This is a genomic window from Streptomyces sp. NPDC002130 (assembly GCF_040296465.1).
In the GTDB taxonomy this organism is placed as follows: Bacteria; Actinomycetota; Actinomycetes; order Streptomycetales; family Streptomycetaceae; genus Streptomyces.
The window spans coordinates 40920-61305 of the sequence record NZ_JBEOXI010000003.1 but is presented as its reverse complement, the minus strand read 5'-3'; the positions used below and the strand labels follow the sequence as shown (position 1 = coordinate 61305).

Below are 20386 nucleotides of genomic sequence, written 5' to 3'. Positions count from 1 at the left end.
CCCGGAAACGGGTCAGGGTCGTGCCTTAGGGGCCGTCGGGGGAGGCGTCGAGGAGGCGGCGCTCGTAGCGGACGCCCGGCCGTCCATCCACCGTCGTGCTCTCCACCCGGGTGAAGCCGCTGCGGGCCAGGACCCTCATGGAAGCCGGGTTGTCCAGGGTCGTGACCGCGGTGAGGGACGTCAGGCCGTAGTCGGTGGCGGCCAGTCGGCACACCTGTTGGACCGCTGCCGTCGCCACGCCCCGGCCGGCGGCCTGTTCGCCGACGCGGTAACCGAGCTCGGCGCTGCCGTCCACCAGGTCCATCAGGTTCACCCGGCCGATCAGCTCGCCGTCCTCCCCGAGGACCACATGGAAGCGGCACACGCGCGCGTGCTGCTCGTCGAGGAGCGCCCGGAGGCGTGCGGCGAACCCCGCCGCCGTGAAGAAGGCGTCCCCGCGGTCCGGCACCGTGCGGGCGAAGTACGCCCGGTTCTCCCGCTCGAAGGCCAGCAGGGCGTCCGCGTGATCCGCCCGCAGGGGCTCCAAGGTCACCATGGGCGGGAGGATACGGGGGCTCAGTCCGTCAGGACCGGGAATTTCCGGGGCGCGAGGAACAGCAGCACCAGGAACGCCAGGGCCGCAGCGCACGCCGCCCCCAGGTAGACCGCGTGCACCGCCTCGGCGATCGCCCGCCGGGTCGCCTCCGGCGCGCTGCCCGAGTCGAGCGCCCGCGTCACCGAGTCCAGGTCGCCCGCGCCACCGAGCCGCGCGGCCAGCACCCCGTTGGCGACCGCGCCGAACACCGCCGCGCCGATCGTCTGGCCGGTCTGGCGGCAGAACAGCACGGACGCGGTCGTCGTGCCGCGCTCCGCCCATCCCACCGTCGACTGCACCCCGACGATCAGCGGCAGCTGGAACAGGCCCAGCGCGGCACCGAGCAGCAGCATCAGCAGCGTCGGCTGCCACGCCTGCCCGGGGTAGGGCAGGAAGGGGAACGCGAACAGGATCAGCGCTGCCGTGCCGACGCCCAGCATCGCCGTGTTGCGGAAGCCGATCCTGCGGTACACGTGCTGGCTCAGCGCCGCCGACACCGGCCAGCTCAACGTCCATACGGACAGGACGAAACCGGCGGCCACGGGTGCGAGGCCCAGCACCGACTGGGCGTAGGTGGGCAGGAAGACCGACGGCGCGACCATCAGCAGACCCAGCGCGCCCAGGGCCAGATTGACCGCGGCGATCGTACGGCGCCGCCACACCCAGCCCGGGATGATCGGTTCCGCCGCCCGGCGCTCCACCAGCACCACGACCGCGACCAGGGCGAGTCCCGCGCCGAACAGGGCCAGTGAGGGCACCGAGAGCCACGGCCACGCCACCCCGCCCTGCACCAGTGCCGTGAGCAGAACGCCGCCGCAGGCGAACACCGCGAGCGCGCCCGCCCAGTCCACGCGCGCGTGCGCGGTGGTTTCCCGCTCCGGCTCGTGGAGGTGACGGACGATCAGCCACAACGCGACCGCGCCGATCGGCAGATTGATCAGGAAGATCCACCGCCAGTCCGCGTACGCGGCGAGCACCCCGCCCAGGCCCGGGCCGGCGACCGCGGACACCGCCCACACCGTCGACAGCTTCGACTGGATCCTGGGACGGTCCTTCAGCGGGTACAGGTCGGCGGCGAGCGTCTGCACCGTGCCCTGCAGCGCGCCGCCGCCCAGACCCTGCACGACACGGAAGGCGATGAGCGCCCCCATGTTCCACGCCAGCGCGCACAGCAGGGACCCGAGCAGGAAGACCACCGAGCCGGCTATGAGGACCGGTTTGCGGCCGAAGGTGTCCGAGAGCTTGCCGTACACGGGCAGGGTGACGGTCACGGCCAGCAGGTAGCCGGAGAACAGCCAGGAGAAGACGGAGAAGCCGCCGAGGTCCCCGACGATCTGCGGGACGGCGGTCGAGACGATGGTCGCGTCGAGGGCCGCCAGCGCCATCGAGAGCATCAACGCCGCGACGACGGCTCCGCGCCGGCCGGTCGCGGCGGGACGTGCGGCCTCACGCGCCGCGGAACTGGTGCCGCCCACCCGGGTGCCTCCCCCTCGCCCCCGGCGCGCACGCGCCACGGGTCCCGTCGAATGTCTGCCCCTTGCAGCTATCTGCCGCGGACAGCTTCCCACTTGACCCGGACGCAGCGGGAGGGTGGAGCCTGAGTGGGCCGACGGGTGGAGCGAACCCTGAGACCGCCTCCACCCTCCGGTGGAGTGCCCCTAGGGGTACCTCCGTACTACGACCTGGGGAGGGTTCGTACCGACGGAGGACGAGAGGGCCAGAGGGCCTTCCTTAACCTGGCTTTACGCCGCCGGGGGGCGGTCCGGAACACCGGCGGGGGTGGGGTTTTCCACAGGAAAAGACTGCGCTGAACACCAGGGCGCGGTACCCCTCCCCGCCGCGAGACTGAAACGCGTCGGACGGATTCCTGATCCGGCACCGCGCACAGCGGCTGTCGACCGGGCGACCGCCTTCACCATCTGCTGACCGATATAGGAGACATACCGTGACTTCGGCTGTGACCATTCCCAGGCACGGGGGTACTGGAGGGCGTACGGCCGTTGCCGCGCGGGCGCGGCAGGTCGTGAAGGCGTACGGATCCGGAGAGACCCGGGTCGTCGCCCTCGATCACGTCGACGTGGACATCGCACGCGGCCAGTTCACCGCGATCATGGGTCCCTCGGGCTCCGGCAAGTCCACGCTCATGCACTGCCTGGCCGGGCTCGACACCGTGACGGGCGGCCAGATCTACCTCGACGAGACCGAGATCACCGGGCTGAAGGACAAGAAGCTCACACGGCTGCGCCGGGACCGGATCGGGTTCATCTTCCAGGCGTTCAACCTGCTGCCGACGCTGAACGCGATCGAGAACATCACCCTGCCCATGGACATCGCGGGCCGTAAACCGGACAAGGAGTGGCTGACGCGGGTCGTGGAGACGGTCGGGCTCGCCGACCGTCTCAAGCACCGGCCCACCCAGCTCTCCGGCGGCCAGCAGCAGCGCGTCGCCGTGGCGCGGGCGCTCGCCGCCCGGCCCGAGATCATCTTCGGGGACGAGCCGACCGGAAACCTCGACTCCCGAGCCGGCGCCGAGGTCCTCGGCTTCCTGCGCCGGTCCGTCGACGAGCTGGGCCAGACCATCGTGATGGTCACCCACGACCCGGTGGCGGCAAGTTACGCGGACCGGGTGCTGTACCTCGCCGACGGCCGCATCGTCGACGAGATGTTCAAGCCGACCGCGGAGACCGTCCTCGACCGCATGAAGGACTTCGACGCCCGGGGGCGCACCTCATGACCGTCATGAAGACCTCGATGCGCAACTTCTTCGCGCACAAGGGGAGGATGGCGCTCTCCGCGATCGCCGTCCTGCTGTCGGTCGCCTTCGTCTGCGGCACGCTCGTCTTCACGGACACCATGTCGACCACGTTCGACAAGCTCTTCGCGGCCACCTCCTCCGACGTGACGGTGAGCGCCAAGGGCGCCTCCGACAGCGGTGAGACGACCGCGGACAACGGCAAGCCGCCGGTCATGCCGGCCTCCGTGCTGGGCGAGGTCCGCAAGGCCCAGGGCGTGAAGTCCGCCGAGGGCGCGGTGTTCTCCACCTCGGTGACCGTCGTCGACGCCGACAAGGACAACCTGTCGCCCTCCAGCGGCGCCCCGACCATCGTCGGCGGCTGGAACGCCAACGAGGCCCGCACCATGAAGATCACCTCAGGTGCGGCTCCCCGGAGCGCCGACCAGATCATGGTCGACGCCGACACCGCCGACAAGCACGACCTGAAGCTCGGCGACGAGATCGGCGTGATCAGCGCGGTCGGCACCCACACCGCGAAGATCTCCGGCATCGCCGACTTCACCGTCACCAACCCCGGCGCCGCGATCTTCTACGTCGACACCAAGACCGCCCAGCAGACCCTGGTCGGCGAGAGCGACGTCTACACCAACGTCAACGTCACCGCGGCCGCAGGCGTCAGCGACGCACAGCTGAAGAAGAACGTCACGGCCGCACTCGGCGGCGACTACCAGGTGAAGACGGCCAAGGAGACCGCCGACGCCAATCAGAAGGACGTCGCCGGCTTCATGAACGTCATGAAGTACGCGATGCTGGGCTTCGCCGGGATCGCCTTCCTCGTCGGCATCTTCCTGATCATCAACACCTTCTCCATGCTGGTCGCCCAGCGCACCCGGGAGATCGGCCTGATGCGGGCCATCGGCTCCTCCCGCAAGCAGGTCAACCGCTCCGTGCTGGCCGAGGCGCTGCTGCTCGGCGTCGTCGGATCGGTGCTCGGCGTCGGCGCGGGCGTCGGCCTCGCCATCGGCCTGATGAAGCTCATGGGCCAGATGGGCATGGAACTGTCCACCGACGACCTCACAGTGGCCTGGACGACCCCCGTGGTCGGCCTCGTCCTCGGCGTGGTCGTCACCGTGCTGGCCGCCTACCTGCCCGCCCGGCGCGCCGGCAAGATCTCCCCGATGGCCGCCCTGCGCGACGCGGGAGCTCCCGCCGACGCCAAGGCCGGCTGGATCCGGGCCGCGATCGGCACCGCCCTCACGGGTGCCGGCGGCTTCGGCCTGTACCTGGCGGCGGCGGCCGACAAGGCCAAGGAGGGCTCGCTCTGGCTCGGCCTCGGCGTGGTGCTGTCGCTGATCGGTTTCGTCGTCATCGGCCCGCTGCTGGCCGGCGGTGTGGTCCGCGTCCTCGGTGCCGTCCTGCTGCGGATGTTCGGCCCCGTGGGCCGCATGGCCGAGCGCAACGCCCTGCGCAACCCGCGCCGCACCGGCGCGACGGGCGCCGCGCTGATGATCGGCCTCGCGCTGGTGGCGTGCCTGTCCGTGGTCGGCTCCTCCATGGTGGCGTCTGCCACCGACCAGCTCGACAAGACCGTCGGAGCGGACTTCATCATCCAGCACGACCGCGGCCAGCTGATCACCCCCAAGGCGGTCGAGGCCGCGAAGTCGGCGCCGGACGTGGAGCGGATCACCGAGTACAAGTGGACCAAGGCCGACTTCACCACCCCTGACGGCAAGACGCTCAAGGACACGGCGATCACGGCGGCCGACCCGTCGTACGCGACCGACCTGCGCACCGAGACGGTCGCCGGGAAGCTTCCCGACGCCTACAAGCCCGACTCCATGTCCGTGCACGAGAAGTTCGCCAAGGACCACGGCATCACCCTCGGGTCCAAGATCAAGGTCGCCTTCAGGGACGGCTCCGCGGCCGACCTGACGGTCCGGGCGATCACCAGCAGCGACGTCGTGATCGACGCCGGCGCGATGTACACGTCCATCTCGACGATGGCCAAGTACGTCCCGGCCGACAAGATGCCGCTGGACTCGCTGGTCTTCGCCAGCGCCAAGGAGGGGCAGCAGGACGCCGCCTACAAGTCCCTGAAGTCGGCGCTGCACGACTACCCGCAGTACATCGTGCGCGACCAGACCGACTACAAGGACGCCCTGAAGGACCAGATCGGCCAGCTGCTCAACATGATCTACGGCCTGCTGGCCCTGGCGATCATCGTCGCCATCCTGGGCGTGGTGAACACGCTGGCCCTGTCGGTGGTGGAGCGCACCCGGGAGATCGGCCTGATGCGGGCCATCGGCCTCTCGCGCCGCCAGCTGCGCCGCATGATCCGCATGGAGTCCGTCGTCATCGCCCTCTTCGGCGCCCTGCTGGGCCTCGGACTGGGCATGGGCTGGGGCGCCACGGCACAACAGCTGCTCGCCCTGGAGGGCCTGGGAGTCCTCGAGATCCCCTGGCCGACCATCATCGGCGTCTTCATCAGCTCGGCGTTCGTGGGCCTGTTCGCGGCACTGATCCCGGCGTTCCGGGCGGGCCGGATGAACGTCCTGAACGCGATCGCGACGGAGTAGCCGGCCACACCGAGAACCACCGCACACGGGGGTTGCGGGGAACCCGGCGCCGGGGAGTCCAGGACTTCCCGGCGCCGGGTGCTGTGCCGGCTCCTCGGAACCACGCCGAGAACCTCACATCGGGGGCGTTGTCCACAGGCCCGCCGCGCGGGCGCGCATCGTCGTACGCTGGAGACCCCCCGGCCCGCGGCGCGCGTCGGGCCCGTGGTGTTGCCCACCCCCCTGGACGGAAAGCCCCGAATGAGCCTGCACGGTCTGCTCGACGCCGTAGTCAAGGACGCCGCCCTCGCCGAAGCGATCAGGGCGGCCGCAGACGGCAACCGCATGCACGTCGACCTGGTCGGCCCCCCTGCCGCCCGCCCCTTCGCGGTCGCCGCCCTGGCCCGTGACACAGGCCGTCCGGTGCTGGCGGTCACGGCGACGGGCCGTGAGGCGGAAGACCTGGCCGCAGCCCTGCGCTCCCTCCTCCCGGCCGAGGAGGTCGTGGAGTACCCGTCCTGGGAGACACTCCCGCACGAGCGGCTCAGCCCCCGCAGCGACACCGTCGGCCGCCGCCTGGCCGTGCTGCGCCGGCTGGCCCACCCCCGCCCCGACGACCCCGAGACCGGCCCCGTCTCGGTCGTCGTCGCACCCGTCCGGTCCGTGCTCCAGCCGCAGGTCAAGGGCCTCGGCGACCTGGAGCCGGTCTCCCTGAGAACCGGGCAGAGCACGGATCTCGGTGAGATCGTCGAAGCCCTCGCGGCAGCCGCCTACGCGCGCGTGGAGCTCGTCGAGAAGCGCGGCGAGTTCGCCGTGCGCGGCGGCATCCTCGATGTGTTCCCGCCCACCGAGGAACACCCCCTGCGCGTCGAGTTCTGGGGTGACGACGTCGAGGAGATCCGCTACTTCAAGGTCGCCGACCAGCGCTCCCTCGAAGTCGCCGAGCACGGCCTGTGGGCGCCGCCCTGCCGCGAGCTGCTGCTCACCGAGGACGTCCGCGCCCGCGCGCGTGCCCTGGCCGAACAGCACCCCGAGCTCGGTGAACTGCTCGGCAAGATCGCCGAGGGGATCGCCGTGGAGGGCATGGAGTCCCTCGCGCCGGTCCTCGTCGACGACATGGAGCTGCTGCTCGACGTGCTGCCCAAGGGCGCCATGGCCGTGGTGTGCGACCCGGAGCGGGTGCGCACACGCGCGTCGGACCTCGTGGCCACCTCGCAGGAGTTCCTGCAGGCCTCCTGGGCGGCCACCGCCGGGGGCGGCGAGGCCCCCATCGACGTCGGCGCGGCCTCCCTCTGGTCCATCGCGGACGTCCGGGACCGGGCCCGCGAGCTGGACATGATGTGGTGGTCGGTGTCGCCGTTCGCCGCGGACGAGGAGCTCACGGAGACCTACGCCGCCGACGCGACGGGAGACACCCTCAAGCTGGGCATGCACGCCCCGGAGACCTACCGCGGCGACACCGCCAAGGCCCTCGCCGACACCAAGGGCTGGCTCGCCGACGGCTGGCGCACCGTGTTCGTCACCGAGGGCCACGGCCCCGCGGCCCGTACGGTCGAGGTGCTGGGCGGCGAGGGCATCGCCGCCCGCCTCGACTCCGACCTCGCCGAGATCTCCCCGTCCGTCGTGCACGTGGCGTGCGGCTCGATCGACCACGGCTTCGTCGACCCGGCCCTCGGACTCGCCGTCCTGACCGAGACGGACCTGTCGGGCCAGAAGGCGTCCGGCCGCGAGGGCGCCCGCATGCCGGCCCGCCGCCGCAAGACCATCGACCCGCTCACCCTGGAGCAGGGCGACTACATCGTCCACGAGCAGCACGGCGTGGGCCGCTACATCGAGATGGTGCAGCGCACCGTGCAGGGCGCCACCCGCGAGTACCTGGTCGTCGAGTACGCCCCGGCCAAGCGCGGCCAGCCCGGCGACCGCCTGTACATCCCCACCGACCAGCTGGAGCAGATCACCAAGTACGTCGGCGGCGAGGCCCCCACCCTGCACCGCCTCGGCGGCGCCGACTGGACGAAGACCAAGGCCCGCGCGAAGAAGGCCGTCAAGGAGATCGCCGCCGACCTCATCAAGCTGTACAGCGCGCGCATGGCGGCCCCCGGGCACGCCTTCGGGGCGGACACCCCTTGGCAGCGCGAACTGGAGGACGCCTTCCCCTACGCGGAGACGCCCGACCAGCTCACCACCATCGCCGAGGTCAAGGAGGACATGGAGAAGACGGTCCCGATGGACCGCCTGATCTGCGGCGACGTCGGCTACGGCAAGACCGAGATCGCGGTCCGCGCCGCCTTCAAGGCCGTGCAGGACGGCAAGCAGGTGGCCGTCCTGGTCCCCACGACCCTGCTGGTGCAGCAGCACTTCGGGACGTTCAGCGAGCGGTACGCGCAGTTCCCGGTGAGCGTGAAGGCCCTCTCCCGCTTCCAGACCGACACCGAGGCCAAGGCCGTCCTGGAGGGCCTGCGCGAGGGCTCGGTCGACATCGTCATCGGCACCCACCGGCTGTTCTCGTCCGAGACGAAGTTCAAGGACCTGGGCCTGGTCATCGTCGACGAGGAGCAGCGCTTCGGCGTCGAGCACAAGGAGCAGCTGAAGAAGCTCCGCGCCAACGTCGACGTGCTGACGATGTCCGCGACGCCGATCCCCAGGACCCTGGAGATGGCGGTCACCGGCATCCGCGAGATGTCGACGATCACCACCCCGCCGGAGGAGCGCCACCCGGTGCTCACCTTCGTCGGCCCCTACGAGGAGAAGCAGATCGGCGCCGCGATCCGCCGTGAGCTGCTGCGCGAGGGGCAGGTCTTCTACATCCACAACCGCGTCGAGTCGATCGACCGCGCGGCGGCCCGGCTGCGCGAGATCGTCCCCGAGGCGCGCATCGCCACCGCCCACGGGCAGATGTCGGAGTCGGCGCTGGAGCAGGTCGTCGTCGACTTCTGGGAGAAGAAGTTCGACGTGCTGGTGTCCACGACGATCGTGGAGTCCGGCATCGACATCTCCAACGCCAACACCCTGATCGTGGAGCGCGGCGACAACTTCGGGCTCAGTCAGCTCCACCAGCTGCGCGGCCGGGTGGGACGCGGCCGCGAGCGCGGCTACGCCTACTTCCTCTACCCGCCCGAAAAGCCGCTGACCGAGACCGCGCACGAGCGGCTCGCGACCATCGCCCAGCACACGGAGATGGGCGCGGGCATGTACGTGGCGATGAAGGACCTGGAGATCCGCGGCGCGGGCAACCTCCTCGGCGGCGAGCAGTCCGGTCACATCGCGGGCGTCGGCTTCGACCTGTACGTGCGGATGGTCGGCGAGGCCGTCGCGGACTACCGGCGCCAGCTGGAGACCGGCGAGATCGAGGAGGAGCCGCCGCTCGAGGTCAAGATCGAGCTGCCCGTCGACGCGCACGTCCCGCACGACTACGCCCCCGGCGAGCGGCTCCGCCTCCAGGCGTACCGCGCCATCGCCTCCGCCAACTCGGAGGAGGACATCAAGGCGGTCCGCGAGGAACTCGTCGACCGCTACGGCAAGCTGCCCGAGCCGGTGGAGAACCTGCTGCTCGTCGCCGGTCTGCGCATGTTCGCGCGCGCGTGCGGGGTCGGCGAGATCGTGCTCCAGGGCAACAACATCCGGTTCGCGCCGGTGGAGTTGCGCGAGTCGCAGGAGCTGCGGCTCAAGCGGCTCTACCCCGGGGCGGTCATCAAGCCGACGGTCCACCAAGTGCTGGTGCCGCGCCCCAAGACCGCGAAGGTGGGCGGCAAACCGCTGGTCGGGCGGGAACTGCTGGCGTGGGTGGGGGAGTTCCTCACGTCGGTGCTGGGGTCCTGATGCCGGGGCGTCGGCACACTTGGTGACGGGGGCGGCGCCGACACCTCGGTGACTGCGGGCCGCGGATCGGGGCGTTAGTGACGCCCCGGTTCCGCTGAACCACCGTCAGGCCACCGGTCGCACGGGTGCCCCGCCGCCGACCCGGCGCAAGGCTTCCGCAAGCCGGTTCGTGACCAGTTCGACGTCGCCGTCGTGCAGCAGCCCGGGTGCGAACGGCCGCACACGCTCCGGACGTGGGAAGCCGCCCGCGGGAGATGCGTCCGGATCTCCGGATCTCCGCGGACGGCCTCGGAGTGGAGGCCTACTGCTGTTCGGGCCGGTCGCGGTCGCGGTCCATGCCCAGCGAGCCCTCGACGCGCTGCTGGCCGGAGTCGACCTGGTCCTCGTACTTGCCGCCGGTCCTCTCGTTGATCCGCTGTTCCGCGGTGTCAGAGCCCTGCTTGCCCTTGTGCCGCGCCTGACTCTTGAACTTGTCGAAGATGCCCATGCACAGCTCCCTCCAGAGGTGAGTCAGAACCGACGATACGCGCGGGATGCGAAGTATGCGCATTGAGGCCCGATGTGGTCTGAACCTCTTCCTCGCTACCGTGGGACCCGGCACGGGCCGCCCGTGCCGGAGCGGAACGGACAGACAGAGGAGGGGCGCACGGTGAGGCGTCTGAGGGGCGGGGCGGCACTGGCTGTCGCGATGGTGTTCACCGGTTCGGCACTGGCCGGCTGCGAGGGCCTGGCCCCGCCCACGGATGGCGGTGGACCCTCCGGTTCCGGGGCCCCGGCCGCCGGCGACGGCCGGGCCGTGAACCCGCTGGACAACCCGGACGGCACCAAGCCGGGGCTGGCGGCCATCACTTCCGGCGCGGACAAGGAAAGGGCGCGTGCCCTGATCGAGAAAGTGGCGACGAAGGGGCGCGGTCCCAGGACGGGCTATGAACGGGACAAGTTCGGCTACGCCTGGATGGACTCGGCACCGCGCGACGTCCCCTTCTCCCACAACGGCTGCGACTCGCGGAACGACCTTCTGAAACGAGACGGGGAGGACCTGCGCTTCCGGAAGGGATCGGACTGCGTCGTCACCTCGCTGACGCTGCACGACCCCTACACCGGGAAGGTCATCGAGTGGACCAAGTCCCATGCGATCAAAGTGCAGATAGACCACGTCATGCCGCTGTCGTACGACTGGCAGATGGGCGCCTCGCGCTGGACCGAGGAGAAGCGGGAGTCCATCGCCAACGACCCGCTCAACCTCGTTCCGGTGGACGGGCCGACCAACGGCTCGAAGGGAGACTCCGGCCCGGCGTCCTGGCTGCCCCCGAACAAGCGGATCCGCTGCGCCTACTCGGTGCGCTTCGCCCAGGTGTCGCTGAAGTACGAACTCCCCGTGACGGCGCCCGACAAGGAGATGATGCTGAAGCAGTGCGGCGGGTAAGACGCATGTCGGGGCATGAGGCAGCAGAGCCGGTGTCAGCCCGGTAAATCGGTTCCGGATGTCCGCCACCCCCGCCTACCTTGATCACATGCAGCCGAACATAGCGAGCCTCGCCGACCGCCCGGACATGCTGGAGCGGGTCGTCGGGATGGCGGACAGCTGGCCGGAGTTCGTGATCCAGGACCTCGTGGGCGCCGCCCACTTCCCGCGGATCGCCGCCGAACTCCCGGAGTACGTCCTGTTCGCCGAAGACGAGCAGGGCGAGATCGTGGCGAACGCCTACAGCGTGCCCTTCGCCCTCGGCACCGAGCACCGCGGTGGCCGGCTGCCGGCCAATGGCTGGGACGCGGTACTGGTGTGGGCGTTCTCCGACCTTCGGCGCGGAGTCCGGCCGGACACCGTCAGCGCGATCTCGGTCTCCATCGCCCCGCAGGCACAGGGCCGCGGCCTGTCCGCGGTGATGCTCTCGGCCATGCGCGACAACGCCCGGGCCCGCGGCTTCCGCGAGGTCGTCGCCCCGGTCCGCCCCAACGCCAAACACCTGGAACCGCACACGCCGATGGAGGAGTACGCCCGCCGCGTCCGCCCCGACGGCCTGCCCCAGGACCCGTGGCTGCGCGTCCACGCCCGGGCCGGGGCCACCGTCGACTCGGTGGCACCGGCATCCATGACGGTGGCCGCCCCGCTCGCGGACTGGCGCCGCTGGACGGGCCTGCCCTTCGACTCCGACGGCGACATCGAAGTGCCGGGCGGTCTGGTGCCGGTGCGCTGCGAGACGGAGCGCGGATACGCGGTGTACGTCGAGCCCAACGTGTGGATGCGCCACCCCTTGTAGGTGGCATCCGCCGTAAGGCGTGGCGCACGGTACGGCCGTACGGCCCACGACCGGCTCGGGGGCGGGCCGTTCACACGAAGTGATCAGCATGACAACGGTTCGGTACAACCCGTGACCGGTTGTCCGTGTCGGGCTATACGCTCGGATTCCCCAACAGGGTCTCTGTCACTCGCACGTCCGTCCCCATCGGCCACACCGGTCCAGGAGCAGTCATGTACGGCCACGGCGCGGCGCCGCCTCCCCGCAGCGCGGCAACGGTCATCTCTCTGCGCGTGCTGTTCGCCGCAGCCGGGTTCCTCACCTGCGGCGTGCTGGCCTGCGTCCCGTTGTTCCGGGTGGCCGTCCTGCGCGGCCGGGCCCTCGACTGGGTGCTGGCCTGGGTGAGCCTGCCGCTGTCCATCGCCTGTTTCGCCGTGATCGGCACGCTGCCGGAGGACGACTACCGCACCGACGTCGCGCTGGCCATGATCCTGCTGCTCGGGGCGGGTGCCGCCATCTACTTCCTCGTCGTGGACATCGGCCACCACGGCGAGCAGCGGACGCTCGCCGGTCACGCGTCGCCCCACGCGCCGACCGTCGCACACACCCCGTACGGCTACCCGCACCCCGCGCCGCCCTACGCCCCGACGTCCACCCCCGTCCCGCAGCCCTCCGCACCTCACGCACCCTCCCCGCACGACACGCCCCCGCCCCCGATGCAGCCGCCCCCGTCCCCCCAGCGGCCGGCCCCCGCCCGCATCGACCAGGTCCGCGCCGAACTCGACGAGCTCAGCGACTACCTGCGCCGGTACGAGGGCGAAGGCCACCGGGACGGCAACCACGAGGACGGAAGGTGACCGCGGCGGCAGGACGAGTCGTCGCCGGCCGCTACGAACTGGCCACCGTCCTCGGGCAGGGCGGCATGGGCCAGGTGTGGACGGCGTACGACCAGCGGCTCGACCGGCGTGTGGCGGTGAAGCTGCTGCGCCCCGACAAGGTCGCCGGCCAGGAAGCGGAGGAACTGCGCCGCCGTTTCGTGCGCGAGTGCCGGGTGACCGCGCAGGTCGACCACCCCGGCCTGGTCACCGTGCACGACGCGGGCAGTGAGGGCGAGGAGCTGTTCCTCGTCATGCAGTACATCGACGGCGCCGACCTAGCCGGCCACCTCGCCGAGCATTCCCCGTACCCCTGGCAGTGGGCGGTCGCGGTCGCCGCGCAGCTGTGCGCCGTGCTGAGCGCCGTGCACGCCGTGCCGATCGTCCACCGCGACCTCAAGCCGCGCAACGTGATGGTGAAGCAGGACGGCACCGTCACCGTCCTCGACCTCGGCGTCGCCTCCGTCATGGACGCCGACACCACCCGCCTCACGCACACCGGCACCCCGATCGGCTCGCCCGCCTACATGGCACCGGAGCAGGCGATGGGCGGCGCGGTCGGCCCGTACACCGACCTGTACGCGCTCGGCGTGGTCCTGTACGAACTGCTCAGTGGGGACGTGCCCTTCTCCGGCTCCACGGTCCTCGGCGTCCTGCACCGGCACCTGTACGAACCCCCGCTGCCAGTGCGCCGCATCCGCCCCGAGGTGCCCGAGGCCCTGGAGGCCCTCGTGCTGCGCCTCCTCGCCAAGGACCCGCAGCACCGGCCCGCCTCCGCGCAGGAGGTCTACGAGCACCTGGAGCTGCTCCTGCCGGCGCGCGGCACGCCCACCGGAGCGGCTCTGGATCCCACCCGCCCGTTCCTGCGTCCGCACGCCCCCTGGCCGGATCGTGCGCGCACCCCGGCGCCCCAGCCCACGCCCGCCACACCGGTCACCGAGGCTCCGGGTCAGACGGACATCGCCCGCGCCGTCGACGAGGTCAAACGGCTCCTCGGCGAGGGCCGTGTCACCCAGGCCGTCGACATCCTCGGGGCGATCCTGCCCGCCGCAGCCGAACAGCACGGCGCGCACTCCCCGGTCGTCCGTACCCTGCGCAAGCAGTACGCCGCGACGCTCCTGGACGACGGCCAGTACCGGCGCGCGCTGCCCGAGCTGCGCCGGCTCGCCGACGAACGCGCCGCCGAGGCGGGCCAGGCCGACCCGCAGGCTCTGCGCTTCCGCTACGAGGCCGCCCAATGTCTCGAACAGCTGGGCGAACCGGCCGCGGCGCTCGCCGAGTACCGGGCGGTACTGCCGTACTACGAGAACCAGTACGTCGCCGCCGGCGGACCCGAGCTCGCGCACGACGTCCGCCGCCGGATCGGGCACCTCCAGCTCGCCCTCGGTGACCGAGGCGCCGCCCACGACACCCTGGCCCGGCTGCTGCACGACGTGGAGCGCACCCATGGTCACGGGCACCCGCTCGGGGCGGAGATCCGCAGGACGCTGCAGTGGCTGGGGCAGGTCCGCGGCTGACGACCGCCCCGGGGAGGCGCGGCGGTGCCGGAAGTCCCGGTGAATCGTTGGTCGAATGGGTTGGCCAGAGCTTGGCCACTGCCTACCATCGATCATCGCAAGACCTTGTGCACCGTCGCACAATCTCCTCGGGAGGTTTCCTTGCACCGCCGCCGTCGCACCGCGCTCCTCCTCACCGCCGCGATCGCCGCCGCGGCGCCCCTGCTCACCGCCTGCGGGAACGACGCGCATCCCGGCGCGGCAGCCGTGGTGGGCGGCCAGCGGATCACCGTCTCCCAGCTGGAAGAGCGGGTCGGCGAGGTACGCGCGGCCCAGCGGGCGGCCGTCCAGGACGAGGCCCAGTACCAGCAGGCCATCGCCAGAAGCGGCACCCTCGCCCGCGACACCCTGCACACCATGGTCCTGGACCGGGTGCTGCACCGCGCCGCCGAGGACGCCGGAGTGACCGTCTCCCGCAAGGAGATCCAGCAGATGCGGTCCGGTCTGGAACAGCAGGCCGGTGGCGCCAAGGGGCTGGAGACGACCTGGCTCCAGCAGTACGGCATCCCGCCGCAGCGCCTCGACGACAACCTCCGCCTCCAGCTGGAGGCCCAGAAACTCGCCGAGAAGCTGGGCACGAACACCGACCGTCCCGAGTTCTGGAAGGCGCTCTCCGACGCCTCCAAGGACCTGAACGTCGATCTCAACCCGCGCTACGGCACCTGGGACGCCCAGAAGAGCAGGCCCGCCGAAGCCAGGACGCCGTGGGTACGGGACGTCACGGCGGCGCAGACGCAGCAGGGCATGTAGAGCAGGTACGGCCCACCCGGAGGGCACCCGCCGGCCGCCGCGCCGCGTCGACACCCGGCACGCGCCCTCCGGGCCGCCGCGCCGCGTCGACACCCGGCACGCGCCCTCCGGGCCGCCGCGCCGCGTCGACACCCGGCACCCGCCCTCCGGGCCTCCGCACCATGTCGACGCCTGGCACCCGCCTCCCGGGCCTCCGCGCCAGGTCGACGCATGACGCCCGCCCTCCGGGGCCCTGTGCCGCGTCGACGCCTGGCACCGCCCTCCGGGCCTCCGCACCATGTCGACGCCCGGCACCCGCCTCCCGGGCCTCCGCGCCAGGTCGACGCCTGGCACCGCCCTCCGGGCCTCCGCGCCACATCGACGCCCGGCACCCACCCTCCCGGACCCTGTGGATAACTTTCGGGTGCTGTCGGCGACGTGGGATAGCTTCGAACCGTGAACGCCAACAGCCCCGAAGCCACCCCGGGCCCCGAGCGGACCGCTCCCGACGCGGCCGTCGCCCCCGGCCGCATCGTCCTGCTCACCACCAGCCACCGAGTCGCCCCCGGTCTGCTCTCCTGGCCGGCCTGGCAGGCCCTGCACGAGGCCGACCAGGTGCTGTGCGCGGACGGCACGCATCCGCAGCTGCCGTATCTGCGCGAGGCGGGGATCACCGTCGCCGAGGCGTCCCCGACCGCGCAGCAGCTGCTCGACGCCTGCGCAGGCGGACACACGGTGGTCGTCGTGGCGACGGGCGAGGGCGAACCGGCCCTGACGGACGGCCTGGCACGCCTCGCCGGCACCGGCCGTGTCGCCATGCCCGAGCTGGAGCTGCTGCCCGCCTCCTACGACCTCCCCGGCGCTCGCCTCCTCGACCTCGTCCAGGTCATGGACCGCATCCGCGCCGAGTGCCCATGGTCCTCCCGGCAGACCCACGAGGGCCTGGCCAAGTACGGCATCGAGGAGGCGTACGAGCTCGTCGAGGCGATCGAGGAGGGCGACCGTGACGAACTGCGCGAAGAGCTCGGCGACGTCCTCCTCCAGGTCGTCTTCCACGCCCGCATCGCCGAGGAGGGCCGGCCGGAGGACGGGGCGGAACCCTTCTCCATCGACGACGTGGCCGGTGGCATCGTCGCCAAGCTGATCCACCGGCATCCGCATGTCTTCGGCGACGCGACGGCCACCACCCCGGAGGAGGTCAAGGAGCACTGGCTGCGCACCAAGGCGGTCGAGAAGCAGCGCACCTCGATCACCGAGGGCATCCCCCTCGGCCAGCCCGGCCTGGCCCTCGCCGCCAAGCTGGCCTCCCGCGTCCGCACAGCACACCTGGAGATACCGCTCCCTCCCGTCGAGGGCATCGGCTACGAGCTGCTGGCCCTGGCCGTCCGAGCCGAGTCGGAGGGCGTCGACCCGGAGGCGGCCCTCAGAGCGGCGGCCCGCGCGTACCGGGACGCGATCAGGGACGCCGAGGGCTGAGCGGCCGCGGCCGGGGGAGGCTGCGGCAGCCGCTCAGCCGAGCGTGACGGTGGAGGGAGGCTGTGGAGGCCGGTCAGCCGAGCGTGACGGTGGAGGGCCGCTGCCGGAAGCCGGATACGGTCGAGGAGTGACCGACCAGCCCCAGCCCAGCCCAGCCACGACCGCTCCCGATCTCTTCACCTGGGAGTTCGCGAGCAACCCCTACCCCGCCTACGCCTGGCTGCGCGAGCACAGCCCCGTCCACAAGAGGCGACTCCCCAGCGGTGTGGAGGCCTGGCTGGTCACGCGGTACGCCGACGCCAAGCAGACGCTCGCCGACAACCGGCTCTCCAAGAACCCGGCGCATCACGACGAACCGGCGCACGCCAAGGGGAAGACGGGCATCCCCGGCGAGCGCAAGGCCGAGTTGATGACGCATCTGCTGAACATCGACCCGCCGGACCACACCCGGCTGCGGCGGCTGGTGTCCAAGGCGTTCACACCCCGCCGGGTCGCCGAGTTCGTCCCGCGGGTGCAGGAGCTCACCGACACTCTGATCGACGGCTTCGCGGCGAAGGGATCCGCGGACCTGATCCACGAGTTCGCCTTCCCGCTCCCCATCTACGCCATCTGCGACCTGCTCGGCGTCCCCCGCGAGGACCAGGACGACTTCCGCGACTGGGCGGGCATGATGATCCGTCACCAGGGCGGCCCCAGGGGCGGCGTGGCGCGGTCGGTGAAGAAGATGCGCGGCTACCTCGCCGACCTCATCCACCGCAAGCGCGAGGCGCTGCCCGCCGAACCCGCCCCCGGCGAGGACCTCATCTCCGGTCTGATCCGCGCATCCGACCACGGAGAGCACCTCACCGAGAACGAGGCGGCGGCCATGGCCTTCATCCTGCTGTTCGCCGGTTTCGAGACAACCGTCAACCTGATCGGAAACGGCACCTACGCGCTGCTCACCCACCCCGGGCAGCGTGCCCGGCTCCAGGCGTCCCTCGCCGCCGGGGAGAGCGGCCTCCTGGAGACCGGCGTCGAGGAACTCCTCCGCTACGACGGCCCCGTCGAACTCGCCACCTGGCGTTTCGCCACGCAGTCCCTCACTCTCGGCGGGCAGCGCATCGAGGCGGGCGACCCCGTCCTCGTCGTGCTGGCCGCCGCGGACCGGGACCCGGAGCGGTTCGCCGATCCGGACGTACTGGACCTCTCACGCCGCGACAACCAGCACCTCGGATACGGCCACGGCATCCACTACTGCCTCGGCGCCCCGCTGGCCCGCCTGGAGGGCCAGACCGCCCTCGCCACCCTCCTCACCCGCCTCCCGGACCTCCGGCTCGCCGCGGATCCGGCCGAGCTGAGATGGCGCGGCGGCCTCATCATGCGCGGGCTGCGCACGCTGCCCGTGGAGTTCGCACCGGCAGCAGCAGCCGAACGTGACGAAACATCAGACCTGTGATCTTCACGTGATCTGCGCGGCATGAACTTGTGACAAGTGATCGTCTGCCGATACGTTCACCCATCAACGCGGAGGGATTCACGCCGCGTCGGTAACTGCTGTCGCGCGAAAGGTCTCCGTATGCTCTCCGGGAACGGTCGGCACCGTCGCCCCCGCCAGGCTCCGGCTCTCCTCGTCGCGGCCGGAGTGACCGGCTCCGCCATCGCGATCCCGCTCCTAGGGGCCTCCGGCGCCAGTGCGGCCGACGGCACGACCTGGGACCGGGTCGCGGACTGCGAGACCGGCGGCGCCTGGAGCGAGAACAGCGGCAACGGCTACTACGGCGGCCTGCAGCTGTCCCAGGAGGACTGGGAGAACCACGGCGGCCTCGACTACGCCGCCAGCCCCGACCTGGCCAGCCGCTCCCAGCAGATAGCCGTGGCCGAGAGAATCCTCGCCGACCAGGGAGTCGGCGCGTGGCGCACCTGCGGACTGCTCTCCGGCCTCGAGCAGGGCAAGGGGTCGGACTCGTCCGGGTCATCCGATTCGTCCGACTCGTCCGGCGAGGTCGACTCGCCCGGCCTGCTCGACTCGCTCGGCTCGTCCCCCTCGGACAGTCCTTCTTCCTCTCCGTCCTCATCGCCTGACGCGTCATCGGCCTCCAAGGACGAAACCGCCAAGACGGACAAGTCGACCGAATCCACCGGCTCGTCGCGGGAGAAGCAGTCCGACAGCGCCCCGTCGGGCACCTCCAAGAGTGACAACGCCCGCCCGGGCGACGACTCCTCGCAGCCGACCGACGCCGGCTCCGGCCGTCATCGCGGTCCCAGCGCCGACGAAACCGGCGCGCCCGGCGGCGACCGTGCGGAGAAGTCCACGGGGCGTCACTCCGCGCCCGCTGAGGAGGGTTCCGACGACGCGTCCGAAGGTGCCTACATCGTGGGAATCGGCGACAGTCTCTGGTCCATCGCCGACGCCCTTCGGGTCAGCGGCGGATGGCACGCCCTCTACGAGGGCAACGAGAAGGCGGTCGGCGCCGACCCGGACCTCATCCACCCCGGTCAGGCGCTCACGGTCGAGGGCGAAGCGGACGAGAAGTAGTTGTTCGGGCAGTGCGGAAACGACGGTCGAAGTCGCCCCGAAACCGGGTGAGTTCACGTCACGTTTCGCGCCGAATGTCCCGTATAAGACCGGTGAGAGATAGATCTCAGAAGCCTTGATCGTCTTTGAAATTCCGCGGACCGCGTGTCTACGGTCGTGATCGCTCGTCACCACGAGCCCCGGCTGCCGCAACGCCGAATCCTGCCAGCGGCCGTACGGGAACAGTCGTCGCGTCAAGCGCCGTAGGCAGGAGCGGGGGACCCAAGGTAGGTGCCCGACCGGCCGGTTGTGCCGGAAGGGCTTGGGGTGAAGCCGTGTCCCGTGAGGGACGCGGCCGGGCAACTCAACCGGCCCGAACCCGACAGCTCACCTCGCAGGCGTCGGTGAGGGGATCTCTCCATGCTGTTTTCCGGCAAGGGCACGCACCGCCGTCCGTCCAAGGCCACTCGCGCCATCGCCATCGCCGGTGTCACCGGCGCCGCCGTCGCCGCCCCGCTGATGGCGGCCGGCAACGCCTCCGCCGCCACCGCCTCCGAGTGGGACGCGGTCGCCCAGTGCGAGTCCGGCGGCAACTGGTCCATCAACACCGGCAACGGTTACTACGGCGGTCTGCAGTTCTCCGCCTCCACCTGGTCCGGCTACGGCGGCACCCAGTACGCCTCCACCGCCGACCAGGCCACCAAGGCCCAGCAGATCGAGATCGCCGAGAAGGTCCTGGCGAGCCAGGGCAAGGGCGCCTGGCCGGTCTGCGGCAAGGGCCTGTCGAGCGTCGGCTACACCGGTGGCGGCTCCTCGAGCGACTCCGGCAGCTCCTCCCAGAGCCAGCAGAGCACCGAGACCCGCCAGACCGAGCAGCAGCCGGCCTCCCGCTCCGACGAGCGCCCGGCGGCCAAGAAGACCGTCACCACCCCGACCGGCAAGAAGGTCAAGAAGGGTGACGGCGAGTACAAGGTCGTCAAGGGTGACACCCTCAGCTCGATCGCCGCGGACCAGAAGGTCAAGGGCGGCTGGGAGAAGCTCTTCCAGCTGAACAAGGACATCATCGACGATGCCAACCTCATCTACACGGGCCAGCAGCTGCACCTGAAGTAAGCAGCGGCCCGCTTGGACCCTCAGGGTCCACGTGCTCCCCGCCCCGGTGCGTCATCCCCCGTACGCGCCGGGGCGGGGTTTTTTCGGCAACCGGCTTTGTTCCGTTCGGAAACAATTTACTCTCGGTTCTGTCCATGGGGTGGGCGACCCGGTGGCCGATCGCCCGGAGCCGGTTAGGCTCATGTCGCGAGCCACCGAGGCTCCGCACCTCGCCGGGTCCA

The 20386-nt window shown here is 71.1% G+C and carries 15 protein-coding genes and 1 riboswitch; of the genes, 12 read left to right on the top strand and 3 right to left on the bottom strand.

Features of this window, described 5'->3' with window-relative positions; genetic code table 11:
• Positions 1–25: 25 nt before the first annotated feature.
• Both ABT116_RS01135 and ABT116_RS01130 read right to left on the bottom strand, forming a co-directional pair.
• A complete protein-coding gene (locus ABT116_RS01135) occupies positions 26–535 on the bottom strand; it encodes a GNAT family N-acetyltransferase (RefSeq protein ID WP_351626037.1) in 510 nt (169 codons plus the stop codon).
• A gap of 20 nt (positions 536–555) precedes the next feature.
• Positions 556–2049 (bottom strand): MFS transporter, encoded by a 1494-nt coding sequence (locus tag ABT116_RS01130; RefSeq protein ID WP_351626029.1) that lies wholly within the window; start codon positions 2047–2049, stop codon positions 556–558.
• A gap of 470 nt (positions 2050–2519) precedes the next feature.
• Between ABT116_RS01130 and ABT116_RS01125 the strand changes: the two genes are divergently transcribed.
• The 3 genes from ABT116_RS01125 to mfd all read left to right on the top strand — a co-directional run bounded on the left by ABT116_RS01125 (position 2520) and on the right by mfd (position 9682).
• A complete protein-coding gene (locus ABT116_RS01125; protein ID WP_351626026.1) occupies positions 2520–3308 on the top strand; it encodes an ABC transporter ATP-binding protein in 789 nt (262 codons plus the stop codon).
• Positions 3305–5884 (top strand): ABC transporter permease, encoded by a 2580-nt coding sequence (locus tag ABT116_RS01120; RefSeq protein WP_351626023.1) that lies wholly within the window; start codon positions 3305–3307, stop codon positions 5882–5884. The genes ABT116_RS01125 and ABT116_RS01120 overlap by 4 nt, the downstream gene beginning before the upstream one ends.
• A 240-nt stretch (positions 5885–6124) precedes the next feature.
• Positions 6125–9682, top strand: a complete 3558-nt coding sequence (gene mfd / locus ABT116_RS01115; protein WP_351626020.1) for a transcription-repair coupling factor — start codon at positions 6125–6127, stop codon at positions 9680–9682.
• 301 nt (positions 9683–9983) lie between these two features.
• On the opposite strand, the gene ABT116_RS01110 is transcribed toward mfd, so the two are convergent.
• A complete protein-coding gene (locus ABT116_RS01110; RefSeq protein WP_053675779.1) occupies positions 9984–10169 on the bottom strand; it encodes an antitoxin in 186 nt (61 codons plus the stop codon).
• Between the two features lie 162 nt (positions 10170–10331).
• Here ABT116_RS01110 and ABT116_RS01105 point away from each other — a divergent pair, with 162 nt between their 5' ends.
• The 9 genes from ABT116_RS01105 (at position 10332) to ABT116_RS01065 (ending at position 20165) form a co-directional block, all read left to right on the top strand.
• Entirely contained in the window at positions 10332–11108 is a 777-nt protein-coding gene (locus ABT116_RS01105; protein ID WP_351626016.1) for an HNH endonuclease family protein, read from the top strand.
• A gap of 88 nt (positions 11109–11196) precedes the next feature.
• A complete protein-coding gene (locus tag ABT116_RS01100; protein WP_351626014.1) occupies positions 11197–11943 on the top strand; it encodes a GNAT family N-acetyltransferase in 747 nt (248 codons plus the stop codon).
• Between the two features lie 212 nt (positions 11944–12155).
• The gene (locus tag ABT116_RS01095) at positions 12156–12779 is read left to right on the top strand and encodes a hypothetical protein (protein ID WP_351626011.1); all 624 of its coding nucleotides are present in this window, start codon (positions 12156–12158) and stop codon (positions 12777–12779) included.
• Positions 12780–12817: 38 nt separating this feature from the next.
• Complete coding sequence (locus ABT116_RS01090; RefSeq protein WP_351626099.1) at positions 12818–14314, top strand: serine/threonine-protein kinase; 1497 nt, start codon at positions 12818–12820, stop codon at positions 14312–14314.
• Between the two features lie 141 nt (positions 14315–14455).
• Positions 14456–15103 carry a SurA N-terminal domain-containing protein gene (locus ABT116_RS01085; RefSeq protein WP_351626005.1) on the top strand — a complete coding sequence of 216 codons (648 nt, stop codon included), beginning with the start codon at positions 14456–14458 and terminating at the stop codon, positions 15101–15103.
• A 435-nt stretch (positions 15104–15538) separates the two neighbouring features.
• Complete coding sequence (locus ABT116_RS01080) at positions 15539–16558, top strand: nucleoside triphosphate pyrophosphohydrolase (RefSeq protein ID WP_351626001.1); 1020 nt, start codon at positions 15539–15541, stop codon at positions 16556–16558.
• A gap of 127 nt (positions 16559–16685) precedes the next feature.
• Positions 16686–17993: a cytochrome P450 family protein gene (locus ABT116_RS01075; protein ID WP_351625998.1), complete on the top strand. Its 1308-nt coding sequence runs from the start codon at positions 16686–16688 to the stop codon at positions 17991–17993.
• A 120-nt stretch (positions 17994–18113) separates the two neighbouring features.
• Positions 18114–19073 carry a transglycosylase family protein gene (locus ABT116_RS01070; protein ID WP_351625995.1) on the top strand — a complete coding sequence of 320 codons (960 nt, stop codon included), beginning with the start codon at positions 18114–18116 and terminating at the stop codon, positions 19071–19073.
• 228 nt (positions 19074–19301) lie between these two features.
• Positions 19302–19468, top strand: a riboswitch (cyclic di-AMP (ydaO/yuaA leader).
• Positions 19469–19472: 4 nt separating this feature from the next.
• Entirely contained in the window at positions 19473–20165 is a 693-nt protein-coding gene (locus ABT116_RS01065; protein WP_351625993.1) for a transglycosylase family protein, read from the top strand.
• Positions 20166–20386 lie beyond the last annotated feature (221 nt).

Coding starts and splice junctions, on each gene's coding strand:
- ABT116_RS01110 (WP_053675779.1), bottom strand. CDS start 10,169: ATGGGCATCTTCGACAAGTTCAAGAGTCAGGCGCGGCACAAGGGCAAG.
- ABT116_RS01070 (WP_351625995.1), top strand. CDS start 18,114: ATGCTCTCCGGGAACGGTCGGCACCGTCGCCCCCGCCAGGCTCCGGCT.
- ABT116_RS01135 (WP_351626037.1), bottom strand. CDS start 535: ATGGTGACCTTGGAGCCCCTGCGGGCGGATCACGCGGACGCCCTGCTG.
- ABT116_RS01120 (WP_351626023.1), top strand. CDS start 3,305: ATGACCGTCATGAAGACCTCGATGCGCAACTTCTTCGCGCACAAGGGG.
- mfd (WP_351626020.1), top strand. CDS start 6,125: ATGAGCCTGCACGGTCTGCTCGACGCCGTAGTCAAGGACGCCGCCCTC.
- ABT116_RS01095 (WP_351626011.1), top strand. CDS start 12,156: ATGTACGGCCACGGCGCGGCGCCGCCTCCCCGCAGCGCGGCAACGGTC.
- ABT116_RS01100 (WP_351626014.1), top strand. CDS start 11,197: ATGCAGCCGAACATAGCGAGCCTCGCCGACCGCCCGGACATGCTGGAG.
- ABT116_RS01065 (WP_351625993.1), top strand. CDS start 19,473: ATGCTGTTTTCCGGCAAGGGCACGCACCGCCGTCCGTCCAAGGCCACT.